9 protein-coding genes are annotated in these 11,819 nt (G+C 64.4%); 6 read left to right on the plus strand and 3 right to left on the minus strand.

The window, feature by feature from the left end:
• Positions 1-231: 231 nt before the first annotated feature.
• The 5 genes from ACVOLS_RS08875 to ACVOLS_RS08895 all read left to right on the plus strand — a co-directional run bounded on the left by ACVOLS_RS08875 (position 232) and on the right by ACVOLS_RS08895 (position 7,446).
• Entirely contained in the window at positions 232-1,350 is a 1,119-nt protein-coding gene (locus ACVOLS_RS08875; protein ID WP_481545335.1) for an efflux RND transporter periplasmic adaptor subunit, read from the plus strand.
• Positions 1,347-4,472 carry an efflux RND transporter permease subunit gene (locus tag ACVOLS_RS08880; protein WP_481545336.1) on the plus strand — a complete coding sequence of 1,042 codons (3,126 nt, stop codon included), beginning with the start codon at positions 1,347-1,349 and terminating at the stop codon, positions 4,470-4,472. Before ACVOLS_RS08875 ends, ACVOLS_RS08880 begins: the two co-directional genes overlap by 4 nt.
• Entirely contained in the window at positions 4,465-5,001 is a 537-nt protein-coding gene (locus tag ACVOLS_RS08885; RefSeq protein WP_481545342.1) for a GNAT family N-acetyltransferase, read from the plus strand. Before ACVOLS_RS08880 ends, ACVOLS_RS08885 begins: the two co-directional genes overlap by 8 nt.
• A 147-nt stretch (positions 5,002-5,148) precedes the next feature.
• Positions 5,149-6,594 (plus strand): alanine/glycine:cation symporter family protein, encoded by a 1,446-nt coding sequence (locus ACVOLS_RS08890; protein ID WP_481545343.1) that lies wholly within the window; start codon positions 5,149-5,151, stop codon positions 6,592-6,594.
• A 15-nt stretch (positions 6,595-6,609) separates the two neighbouring features.
• Entirely contained in the window at positions 6,610-7,446 is an 837-nt protein-coding gene (locus ACVOLS_RS08895; RefSeq protein WP_481545337.1) for a TrmH family RNA methyltransferase, read from the plus strand.
• 234 nt (positions 7,447-7,680) lie between these two features.
• Here the strand turns inward: ACVOLS_RS08895 and ACVOLS_RS08900 are convergent, their stop codons facing one another.
• Positions 7,681-9,102, minus strand: a complete 1,422-nt coding sequence (locus ACVOLS_RS08900; RefSeq protein WP_481545338.1) for a M28 family peptidase — start codon at positions 9,100-9,102, stop codon at positions 7,681-7,683.
• A 252-nt stretch (positions 9,103-9,354) separates the two neighbouring features.
• On the opposite strand from ACVOLS_RS08900, the gene ACVOLS_RS08905 reads away from it, so the two are divergent.
• Complete coding sequence (locus tag ACVOLS_RS08905; protein WP_481545339.1) at positions 9,355-10,338, plus strand: hypothetical protein; 984 nt, start codon at positions 9,355-9,357, stop codon at positions 10,336-10,338.
• A 61-nt stretch (positions 10,339-10,399) separates the two neighbouring features.
• Here ACVOLS_RS08905 and mscL read toward each other — a convergent pair whose 3' ends face one another.
• Together mscL and ACVOLS_RS08915 are read right to left on the minus strand one after the other, a co-directional pair.
• On the minus strand, positions 10,400-10,816 hold the full coding sequence (gene mscL / locus ACVOLS_RS08910) for a large-conductance mechanosensitive channel protein MscL (protein ID WP_481545340.1): 417 nt from the start codon (positions 10,814-10,816) through the stop codon (positions 10,400-10,402).
• Positions 10,817-10,874: 58 nt separating this feature from the next.
• Entirely contained in the window at positions 10,875-11,579 is a 705-nt protein-coding gene (locus ACVOLS_RS08915) for a fumarylacetoacetate hydrolase family protein (RefSeq protein ID WP_481545341.1), read from the minus strand.
• Positions 11,580-11,819 lie beyond the last annotated feature (240 nt).

Consider the following 11,819-nt stretch of genomic DNA (forward strand, 5'->3'; position numbering starts at 1 on the left):
CGTCAGCCCCGAAATCATCTGCAATTGCAGCTTCTGCCCCCTCCCTTGCGCCGAAGGCGGAGGGGAGGGTTGGGGAGGGGTAGGCCGTTCGCCTGACCCGCGCAGGCCCCTGCCGAGCATGGCTCGGCACTACAGGGGTTCCCACAATAGGGGCGCTCCCCCCCTAACGGCACATCCGGTCGTCATCTGCCACCGCTAGACTGCTTGATCGTGTATCAGATGGGGCTTCGTATGTTCGGGCGATTTGCCGTCACCGTTGCGGGTGGCACTGTCTTGGCGCTGGCGTTGGCCGGATGCAACCGCAAGAACGCAGAGGCACCACGGCAAGCCGCCGGTGCGGTGCTGGTCACTACCCAGGTCGTCGAATCCGCTCCGTGGAGCGACACGCTGCAGGCCAACGGCACTGCCAAGGCGCGCGAATCCATCATCGTCACCGCCAAGGTCAGCGAAATCATCGACAAGGTGCATTTCGAGAGTGGCCAGCAGGTCGCTACCGGTGCGCCCCTGGTGACGCTGCGCGGCCAGGCCCAGCAGGCTGCGCTGGCCCAGGCCCAGGCGACCTTCGCCGAGGCCGACCGGCTCTACAAGCGCCAGCGCGAACTGGCCGCGCAGCAGCTGGTCGCGCATTCAACCCTGGATACCCAGCAATCCATCCGTGACGCCGCCGAGGCCCGTGTGCAGCAGATGCGCGCCGATATAGGTGACCGCAGCGTGCGTGCGCCATTCGCTGGCGTATTGGGCATCCGCCAGGTCAGCCCAGGCTCACTGGTCACCCCGACCACCGCGATCGCCACGCTGGACGACATCTCGCGCATGCACGTGGATTTCCAGGTGCCCGAGGCCCAGCTGGCCTCGCTGCAGAACGGCGACAAGGTCAGCGGCAGCAGCATCGCCTACCCGGGGCGCACGTTTGAAGGCACGGTCAGCACCATCGACGCACGGGTCGATCCGGGCAGCCGCGCGATTACCGTCCGCGCCGATTTCGACAACGCCGACCATGCGCTGCGCCCGGGCATGTTGCTGGACGTGCGCCTGTATCGTCCCGAGCGCGATGCGCTGGTGATTCCGGAAATCGCGGTGGTGCAGGTAGGCCGCGACTCTTACGTGTTCCGGGTCAAGCAGGATGAAAGCGTTGAGCGCGCCGACATCAAGGCTGGTACCCGCCGTGCCGGTGTGGTGGAAATCGTCGAAGGGCTGAAGGCGGGTGATCGCATCGTGGTCGATGGCACCGGCAAGCTACGCCCGGGTATCCGTATCCAGGATGACAAGCCGGCCAAGGCCGCCGACACGGCCACACCGCCGAAACCGGCAGACGTTACCGTACCGACCAAGATGGCGACCGCCGGATGAAGCTGTCCGATCTTTCGATCAAGCGGCCGGTACTGGCCGTGGTGATGAGCCTGTTGCTGCTGGTGCTGGGCATCATGTCGTTCACCCGACTGACCCTGCGCGAGCTGCCGGCGATTGATCCGCCCATCGTCTCGGTGTCGGTGGATTACACCGGCGCCTCGGCGGCGGTGATCGAAAGCCGCGTCACCCAGGTGCTGGAGGACGCGCTGGCCGGTATCGAAGGCATCGATACCATCAATGCACGCAGCACCAATGGCCGTGCCTCGGTCAGCATCGAGTTCAACGCCAACCGCGACATCGAAGCAGCGGCAAACGACGTGCGCGATGCGGTCAGCCGCGTCGCCGACCGCATGCCGGAAGAGGCGCGGCCGCCGGAGATCGCCAAGGTCGAGAGTGATGCCGACCCGATCATCTGGTTCAACATGTCGTCCTCGGTGATGGATACGCTGGAGCTCAGCGATTACGCCGACCGCTACGTGGTGGACCGCTTCTCCAGCATCGACGGCGTAGCGCAGGTGCGCATCGGCGGCCGTCAGCGTTACGCGATGCGGGTGTGGCTGGACCGTGACCAGTTGGCCGCGCGCGGCATGACCGTCAACGAAGTGGAAACCGCGCTGCGCAACGAGAACGTGGAGTTGCCAGCCGGCCGCATCGAATCGGCTGACCGCGATTTCACCCTGCGCGTGGAGCGCAGCTACGTGGCTCCGGCCGACTTCGCCAGCATCCCGCTGGGCAAGGGCAATGACGGTTACGTGGTGCGCCTGGGCGATGTGGCCAAGGTTGAACTGGCCTCGTCCGAGCGTCGCGCCTATTTCCGCAGCAACGGCGAGCCGGGCATCGGTCTGGGTATCGTCAAGACCTCCACCGCCAATGCGCTGGACGTGGCGCGCGATACCCGCGCCGAAGCCGAACGCATCGCCCAGACCCTGCCCAAGGGCACGCAGATCTTCGTTGCCTTCGACAACACCACCTTCATTGAAGCTGCCGTGGAGCGCGTGTACGCCACCCTGGTCGAGGCCATGATCCTGGTGTTGATCGTGATCTGGCTGTTCCTGGGCAGCCTGCGCGCGGCAGTGATTCCGGCGGTGACGGTGCCGGTGTGTCTGGTCGCCGCCTTCATCGCGCTGTTCGCCTTTGGCTTCTCGATCAACCTGTTCACCCTGCTGGCGCTGGTGCTGTGTATCGGCCTGGTGGTGGATGACGCCATCGTCGTGGTCGAGAACGTGCAGCGACGCATCGATCTGGGTGAGCCACCGTTGGTGGCCGCCAAGCGCGGTACCGCGCAGGTGGCGTTCGCGGTGATCGCGACCACTGCGGTGCTGGTGGCGGTGTTCCTGCCGGTGGGTTTCCTTGAGGGCAATACCGGCCGCCTGTTCCGTGAGCTCGCGGTGGCGCTGGCGGCAGCGGTGGCCTTGTCGGCCTTCGTCGCACTGACGCTGACGCCGATGATGGCGTCCAAGCTGCTCAAGCCACACAGCGAGCAGAAGGTCAGCCGCCTGCATGGCTTCATCAACCGTCAGTTGGAGCGCTTGTCGGCAGCCTACGGCCGCGTACTGGATCGCCATGTGCAGCGCAGCTGGATCTTTGGCTTGGTGATGTTGGCTGCGCTCGGCGCCAGCTGGGGCCTGTTCAAGCTGATTCCCTCGGAGCTTGCGCCGGCCGAAGACCGTGGTTCGTTCCAGATCATGATCGATGGTCCGGAAGGCGCTGGCTACGACTACACCGTCGAGCAGGTGCAGCAGGTCGAGAAGATCGTCTCGCGCTTCGTCGGCCCGGAAGAACCCATCGTCCGTGCCAATCCGCGCGTACCCGGTGGTTGGGGTAACAGCGAGGAAATGCATACCGGCCGCATGAGCGTATTCCTGCAGCCGTGGCGCAACCGCAGCGAAGCCACGGTGGATGTGGCCAATGACCTGCAGAAAGAACTGAACGACCTCAGTGGCGTGCGCGTGCGCACGATGGTCGGTGGCGGCCTGGTGCGCAGCATGGGCCAACCCTTCCAGATCGTGCTCGGTGGCCCGGAATATGCGGAGATCGCCCAGTGGCGTGATCGCCTGCTGGAGCGCATGGCCGACTACCCCGGTCTGGTCGGCGCGGATTCGGACTACAAGGAAACCCGGCCGCAGATGCGGGTCAACATCGACCGCCAGCGTGCGGCCGACCTGGGTATCTCGGTCACCGACATCGGTCGCGCGCTGGAAACCATGATGGGTTCACGCCGCGTCACTACCTTCGTCGACAACGGCGAGGAGTACGACGTGCTGGTGCAGGCCGGTCGCGAAGGCCGGGCCTCGCCGGCCGACCTGTCGGCGATCCAGGTGCGTGCACGTTCCGGTGAACTGGTGCCGCTGTCCAACCTGGTCACGCTCAGCGAAGTGGCCGAGGCCGGCAGCCTCAATCGCTTCAACCGCCTGCGTTCGATCACCATCAGTGCCAACGTCGCACCGGGCCATACGCTGGGCGAAACCATCGATTGGGCCAAACAGGTCGCCGCCGAGGAACTGCCGGAATACGCGCAGATCGACTGGAAGGGCGAGTCACGCGAGTACCAGAGCGCAGGCAGCGCGGTGTTGCTGACCTTCGCCATGGCCTTGCTGGTGGTTTACCTGGTGCTGGCCGCGCAGTTCGAGAGCTTCATCCACCCGCTGGTGATCATGCTGACCGTGCCGCTGGGTGTGCTCGGCGCCTTCGTCGGCCTGTACCTCAGTGGGGGCACGCTCAACCTGTTCAGCCAGATCGGCATCGTCATGCTGGTGGGCCTGGCGGCGAAGAACGGCATCCTGATCGTCGAGTTCGCCAACCAGCTGCGCGACGAGGGCCGCACTGTGCACCAGGCCATCGTCGAGTCATCGATGGTGCGGCTGCGGCCGATCCTGATGACCTCGATCGCGACCGTGGTCGGTGCGGTTCCCTTGGTGGTTGCCGGCGGCCCCGGCTCGGCCAGTCGGGCCACCATCGGCATCGTGGTGATCTTCGGTGTCAGCGTGTCCACCTTCCTGTCGCTGTTCGTGGTGCCGGCGTTCTATGCCTTGCTGGCGCCCTATACCAAGTCGCCGGAAACCGTAGCCAACGCGCTGGAGAAGCTCGAGCGTGAAACCCCAGCGGTTGGTGGCCATGCGTGAGCCGCTGCTCGGCGGTCGCGTCCGGTTACGCCCCTGGCAGGCAGGGGACCTGGACGCGCTGCTCGAGCATGCCAACGATGCAGGGGTATCTCGGGGGCTGAGCACGCGCTTTCCCTATCCGTATACCCGCGCCGATGGCGAGGCGTTTCTCGGTGGACAGGTGCTGGACCTGCGGGGGCAGGTGTTTGCACTGGAGATCGATGGCCGGGCCTGCGGGGGCATCGGCGTGACCCAGGGCAAGGACGAGCGGCGTCATTCGGCATCGCTGGGCTATTGGCTGGGCCAGCGCTACTGGGGGCAGGGCATCATGACCACGGTGGTCGGCGCCTATGTGCCGTGGGTGATGGATACCCTGGCGCTGGCACGGCTGTCCGCGCAGGTGATGGCCGGCAACCCGGCCTCGGCGCGGGTGCTGTTGAAGAATGGATTCGTGGAGGAGGGCACCGAACGCCAATCGGTGCTCAAGGACGGGCAGCTGCATGACATGCGCTGCTTCGCACTTATCAGGACTTGGATGCAATCCACGTAGTGGCCCTGCACAACCGGGCTTAATCGTGGAAAAATCGGCCAGCCCCGGAATTCCGGGCTTTGGCTACCTTTCAGCTTTCCGGGGAATTACGTGGAATCCATCGTCGAAACGATCAACGGCATCATCTGGAGTAACGCGCTCATCTTCATGTGTCTGGGCGCAGGTCTGTGGTTCAGTGCGCGTACCCGCTTCATGCAGATCCGGGGTTTTGCCGAGATGTGCCGGCTTACCATCCGCGGCGAGAAGTCCGACGCTGGCGTGTCCTCGTTCCAGGCGCTGGCCATGTCGATGGCGGGCCGCATGGGTATCGGCAACATCGCTGGTGTGGCCACAGCCATTGCCTATGGCGGACCCGGAGCGATCTTCTGGATGTGGGTGATGGGCTTCCTCGGCGCCGCCACGTCCTACGTGGAATGCACCCTGGCGCAGATCTACAAGGTCAAGGACGGCGAGGGCCGCTACCGCGGCGGTCCGGCGTATTACATTGAAAAAGCCATGGGCCTGAAGTGGTACGCGGCGGTCTTCGCCATCGCCACCGTCATCGCCGGCGGCTTCCTGTTGCCGGGCGTGCAGGCCAATGCCATCGCCGACAGCGCGGTCAACGTGCTCTGCACCGGTGCCGATGCCTGCGCCTCGGTGGGCGGTACCGCCAGCGTGAAGCTGTGGATCGGCCTGGCCGTGGCCGCACTGCTGGGCATCATCATCTTTGGTGGCGTCAAGCGCATCGCCAGTTTTGCCGAGGTCGTGGTGCCGTTCATGGCGCTGGGCTTCATTCTGATGGCGATCGTGGTGATGATGCTCAACGCCAGCAAGGTGCCGGCGATGTTCTCGGACATCTTCTCCAGCGCCTTCGGTGCGCACGCAGCTTTCGGCGGCATCATCGGCCAGGCCATCGCCTGGGGCGTCAAGCGCGGCATCTACGCCAACGAGGCTGGCCAGGGCACCGGTCCGCACGCCGCCGCTGCCGCCGAGGTCTCGCACCCGGCCAAGCAGGGTTACGTGCAGGCCTTCGCCATCTACTTCGACACCATGCTGGTCTGCACCTCGACCGCGTTCCTGGTGCTGTCGACCGGCATGTACAACGTGTTCCGCGAAGTGACCGAAGGCGGCGTGACCAAGCTCGAGGCCATCATCACCGGCGTACCCGGCGTGCAGCCCTCCGAAGGTGCGTTGTTCACCCAGGCGGCAGTGGAGTCGGTGCTGCCAGGCTGGGGCGGTGGTTTTGTGGCCCTGGCGCTGTTCTTCTTCGCCTTCACCACGATCATGGCTTATTACTACATGGCCGAAACCAACCTGACCTACCTGGCTGGCAGCAACCGCACCCATCCGGCTGCGACCCTGGTGCTGCGCCTTGGCATCATGGGCATGGTGGTGTTTGGTGCGTACCACAATGCGAAAATGGCCTGGGCACTGGGCGATATCGGGGTGGGCTTGATGGCTTGGCTGAACGTCATCGCGATCCTGATCCTGCAAAAGCCTGCCATGCTTGCACTGTCCGACTATGAGCGGCAGAAGAAGCTGGGCCTGGACCCGGTCTTCGACCCCGATGCACTGGGCATCAAAAATGCTGATTTCTGGCGTAGCAAGAAGTAATTCAAAGGAACCGCTGTGAGTAACCCCTGGAACAACCGTCGCCCTTCCTCGCGGCCACCCCGCGCAATTCCGGCTGCACCCTCGGCCGCACGTGAAGGCGACGGTGTCCCGGTACGCGGCGGTGATGAAATGCGTCTGTACGGCGTCAATGCCGTACAGGCGATGTTTGCCAAGCGCCCGCAGGCGTTGCGCAAGCTGTATCTGGCCGAGGACATGATCCCGCGCCTGCAGCCGGTGCTGAAGTGGTGTGTGGCCAACCGCGTGGGTTACCGCGTGGTCGGCGACGGCGACCTCAACAAGCTGGCCGCCACCACCCACCACGAAGGCCTGGTGGCCGATGTGCAGAAGCAGGAGCCGCTGCCGTTGGCGACCTGGTTGGCCTCGTTGCAGGATGGCCCGGCGCTGGCCTTGTGGCTGGATGGCGTAGGCAACCCACACAACTTCGGCGCGATCCTGCGCTCGGCCGCGCACTTTGGGGTCAAGGGGATCCTGTTGCCGGCTGACTCGACGCTGGCCCTGTCCGGCGCCGCAGCGCGCGTGGCAGAAGGCGGCGCCGAGTCGGTGCCGTTGGTGCGTCTGCCGGCGTTGCCGCAGGCCGTGGCGCAGCTGCGTGATGCCGGTTTCGGCCTGGCTGCGACCTTGGTTGCCGATGGCGACAACGTGTTCACCGCAGAGCTGCCGGACCGCATGGTTTACGTGATGGGTGCTGAAAGCGAAGGCATGGACCGCGACTTCGCCCAGAGCTGTGATCTGCGCCTGTCGATTCCGGGTAGCGGCGCGGTGGAAAGCCTGAATGTGGCTTCGGCCACCGCGGTATTCCTGGCCAGCTGGAACAGCCGCAAGCAGCGCTGAACAGCACGGTAGTGCCGAGCCATGCTCGGCAGAAGCTTCACAAGCAATGCCAAACCGTAGTGCCGAGCCATGCTCGGCAGGCGCTTTACCGGTAGCGGCACTGCCTAGCATGGCTCGGCACTACGGTTTGGCATTGCTTGTGAAGCTTCTGCCGAGCATGGCTCGGCACTACAGAGACCTAAAGCAAGAAAGGCGCCGCAGGGCGCCTTTCTTGCTTTCAATCCGGCAAAAGAATCACTCCCGCGGTGGCACTACATCCTTGGCTTCGCTGCCGAAGCTGCCTTCAGACTCCGCTGCCAGATAGGCAAACACGGTGTAGGCCGCTACGTTCTGGGCAAGGGCCTTCGGGTCGATCTTGTCCAAGGTGTCGTCCGGGGTGTGGTGCAGGTCGAAATAATCGGTTCCGTCCTGCGCCAGCCACGCCCAGGCGCCGCCCTTGGCAGCCAGCGGGCCTACGTCGGGGCCTGGACCACCTTCGTTGGCGCGGTACTCGATGCCGAGCGGTGCCAACGCCTCGCCGATCTGACGGGTAGCCTCACGCGATTCCGCCGAATTGCCGGACCCGGTGTTGAAGGCATAGATGCGCCCCGCGCCGAAGTCGCTCTCGGCGGCGATGTGCTGTTGCACGACCTCGCCGGCCGCGACACGTGCCGCTGCATAGGCCTTGCCGCCGTACAGCCCCTGCTCTTCATTGGCGAAGGCGATGACGCGAATCGTGCGCTTGGGCGCCTGCTTGAGCTGACCGATCAAATGGCCAGCGGCCATGGTGATGCCAACTCCGGCGCCATCATCGATGGCACCTGTGCCCAGGTCCCAAGAGTCCAAGTGACCGCCGATCACCACAACTTCCTTGGGCAGGCTGCGGCCGGTGATTTCGCCGATTACATTCTGCGAGGTGTAAGTGCCGTCCCAGCCGCAATCCAGCGCGATGCGAATACGGGTGGCGCCGCGTGCGACCAGACGGTTGAGCTGGTCCGCGTCGGGACCGGAAAGTGCAGCCGACGGCACCGGGGTCAAGCCTTCGTCAAAACGGGTGATGCCGGTATGCGGCATGCGGTGCGAATCGGTGCCCGCCGAGCGCATGATGAAGCCGACCGCACCCTTGCGGATCGCTTCGGACGGGCCACGGCTGCGCACGCTGCCGCCGATGCCGTAGTCAGCGCCATCCCGCTTGCGGGTCATGGTGAAGTCGACATAGGCGATCTTGCCGGCCAGCGAGCCTTCCGGCGCCGCCTTCAATGCATCCAGACCGTCGAAACGTACGATTTCGGCTTCCACCGTGCCGGCCGGGCTACCGCCGAGGGCGGTGATGGTCAACGGTTGCGGGTGCGCGCCCAGCACCGAGGCGTGCTCGCTGCGACGCTCCCACTTCGGGAAGGTGACCGGCTCGGTCCACACCTTGTCGAATCCCAGTGACTTGAACTTGGCCTTGGCCCATTCCACTGCACGCGCATCGGCTTCGCTGCCGGCCATGCGCGGACCCACTTCGGTGGTCAGCGATTCAACTACCCGCCATGCGGTGTTGTCGGCCAATGCCTGCTCGCGCAGTTCGCCAGCCTTGGCCAGTGACTGCTGCGGGATATGAGTAGGCGCAGCGTTGGCAGCAGTCGAAGCGCACAGCAGAAAAAGGGCAAGGGAAAGAGCACGGCGGCGCATAGTCAATTCCAAGGTGATTTGTCGAGTCAGGGTAACAGTGACGTGTCGTAGGGGAATGTGCCAGTTGGTATGGGGAAGCCTGCTTGGCCGATGCGGGGGATTCACCTCTGGCAGCGTTCGGGCAGATCGTTTAGGCCGATAGTGAGGTGAAAACCGCTACAGAGTGAACAGGGGTTTTCCTGTGTCGGCAGCAATACGCCGCGCGCGAGCCTGAGCTTTCCACCGATCGGGTGGATGAATCAGGACGTATTGATGACATTGAGAAACAGAGCTGCAGGGACGTTGTTGATGGCGATGCTTGCGCCAAGCGCAGGATGGGCACAGGTGCACTCGCTGGAGGACGTGCGCTTTACCGGGCCATTGGTGACACCGTCGCCGTCAACTCTGCCGCAGGGAAGATTCTACGCCCAGCCCTATTGGATACAGACGCATGCCACCGGGCGCTATGACGACAAAGGCGATAGGCATGCCTTGAAGGATTCCAGTGACTTGTCGCTGCTGACCTTGCTGCTCAGTGCCGGCATCACCGACCATCTGGCAGGTGAGCTGGTGTTGGATAGCGCCAGAAGTGCGCAAGGTGGGCAGCACAGCGATGGTTTCCGAGTGGCTGACAGCGGGGTACGCCTGCGCTATCTGTTCCGCGAAGGTGATGCCTTGAACAGCAAGGCCGCACTTGCGGTGATGCTTGGTCAATCATTGCCGACTGGGCGCTATGACGAGCTGGGCGACAACCTGCTCAATGGCCAAGGCAGTGGTGTGTCGCGCACCAACTTGTCGCTGATCGGGCAAAACCATCACTGGCTGCCCAACGGGCGGCCGCTGCGCTGGCGCTGGCAGGCCCGCTGGAGTCCGGCACCGCGGGACGTGTCGGTCAAAGGTGCCAGTGTGTATGGCACCGATCGCAGCTTTCGTGGCCATGTCAGCCCTGGACCCGCGCTGAGTGCGGCACTGGGGCTGGAGTACAGCATCAACCAGACCTGGGCGTTAGCCGTGGATCTGACCGCAAGCCGGGAATCAGGAGACCTGCTCGAAGGCACTGCCCTGGATGCTGCGGGGCAACGCCAGCAGGTCCGGCAGCATGATGGGGCGAGCCGTAGTTTCAGTATCGCGCCTGCGTTGGAGTACAACATCAATCATCAGATCGGGTTTCTGGTCGGGGTGCAGGCGTCGCTTCCGGGTGGGCGCAACGGCGCCTCCTATGTCAGCCCGCAGGCATCGATGACGGTGTTGTTCTAAGCCGTTGAAACGACAACGGCCGGGCGTTGGCCCGGCCGTTGTTGGCAAGCATGATGATCGATCAGTGCTTGTTGAGGCCGTCGCGGATTTCGCGCAGCAGCAGCACTTCCTCGCTGGGCTCAGGCGCAGCAGCCGGCGCGTCTTCCTTCTTGCGCGACAGGCGGTTGACCACCTTGACCAGCATGAAGATCGCAAAGGCGACGATGACGAACTGGATCAGCGTATTGATGAAGTCGCCATAGCCGATCACCACGGCGGGGATTTCCTTGCCGTCGGCGCCGATCTTGGCCGGAGCCAGCGTCCAAGCGAGTGCCGAGAAATCGACATTGCCGATCAGCCAGCCGATCGGCGGCATGATCACCTTCTCGACCAACGAGGTGACGATCTTGCCGAATGCGGCACCGATCACGACACCGACCGCGAGGTCGATGACGTTGCCGCGCATCGCAAATTCCTTGAATTCGCTGATCATTCCCATGTGTTTTTCCTAGGTATGCATGAAGGGGAGCTGGCGCAGACTACTCCAGTGGATGTCATCAGGCGATCAAACCTTCGCAATGTGCGATTTTCCCCAGGCGTGCGCTGAAGCGGTCGCCGGGCTGGAGTGCGGCCACACCGGCTGGGGTACCCATGAAGATCAGGTCGCCGGCACGCAGTGCGTAGAGTTTGGACAACTCATGCAGGATGTCCGCGACGTTCCAGATCATCTGATCCAGCGTGGACTTCTGGCGCAGCTCGCCGTTGATCTCCAGCGAGAGCTCCAACGACACCAGGTCGCTGACCTCGGAGGCGAGCACCAGGGCGCTGACCGGCGCGGAATGATCGAAGCCCTTTGCGATATCCCAGGGGCCGCCCTTGGCCTTGGCGGCTGCCTGCAGGTCGCGGCGGGTCAGGTCCAGGCCGACGCCGTAGGCCAGCACCAGTTCCATCGCCTGGTCCACGGCCAGCACACCGGCTGGCGCGTCCTTGCCGAGCGCCACGACCAGCTCCACTTCGTGGTGCAGATCGGCGGTGGCGGGCGGATAGGGGGTGGCTGCATCACCGACCACGATGGCGTCGGCGGGCTTCATGAAGAACATCGGCTGGCCGCGTTCGCTGGCCGAGGCTGGTGCCGCCGCGCCCATCTCGCGGGCATGGTCGGCAAAATTGCGGCCCACGCAGTAGATGCGGTGCACCGGGAACGTACCGCCACCGGCGACCGGGATGCGGGGCTGGGGCAGGGCGGGAATCAGGTCAGTCATGGTTGCGTCCAGGTGAAACGACGCAAAAGTCTAGCGGACGGAGCGGGTGTGTGGAGCGCGGCCCAGTTGGGCGGCAATGCCGATTTGTAGGAGCGGCGTGAGCCGCGAAGCTGGCGGTCGATCGGATTGCGGATATGCCGGTGGTTCCAGCAGTGTCGGCTTAGCCGGCGTAGGCCCCGCCCCACCCGCAGCGGCCCCGGGAACCCCCATTTTTATTGCCGCGGAATACCCCCAACCGGG

It is taken from the genome of Stenotrophomonas sp. STEN038, from assembly GCF_056759895.1.

What these genes read in the sequence shown, in the direction of transcription:
- ACVOLS_RS08880 (WP_481545336.1), top strand. Translation starts at nt 1,347, where the DNA reads ATGAAGCTGTCCGATCTTTCGATCAAGCGGCCGGTACTGGCCGTGGTG.
- ACVOLS_RS08890 (WP_481545343.1), top strand. Translation starts at nt 5,149, where the DNA reads ATGTGTCTGGGCGCAGGTCTGTGGTTCAGTGCGCGTACCCGCTTCATG.
- mscL (WP_481545340.1), bottom strand. Translation starts at nt 10,816, where the DNA reads ATGGGAATGATCAGCGAATTCAAGGAATTTGCGATGCGCGGCAACGTC.
- ACVOLS_RS08905 (WP_481545339.1), top strand. Translation starts at nt 9,355, where the DNA reads ATGACATTGAGAAACAGAGCTGCAGGGACGTTGTTGATGGCGATGCTT.
- ACVOLS_RS08915 (WP_481545341.1), bottom strand. Translation starts at nt 11,579, where the DNA reads ATGACTGACCTGATTCCCGCCCTGCCCCAGCCCCGCATCCCGGTCGCC.
- ACVOLS_RS08885 (WP_481545342.1), top strand. Translation starts at nt 4,465, where the DNA reads ATGCGTGAGCCGCTGCTCGGCGGTCGCGTCCGGTTACGCCCCTGGCAG.
- ACVOLS_RS08900 (WP_481545338.1), bottom strand. Translation starts at nt 9,102, where the DNA reads ATGCGCCGCCGTGCTCTTTCCCTTGCCCTTTTTCTGCTGTGCGCTTCG.
- ACVOLS_RS08875 (WP_481545335.1), top strand. Translation starts at nt 232, where the DNA reads ATGTTCGGGCGATTTGCCGTCACCGTTGCGGGTGGCACTGTCTTGGCG.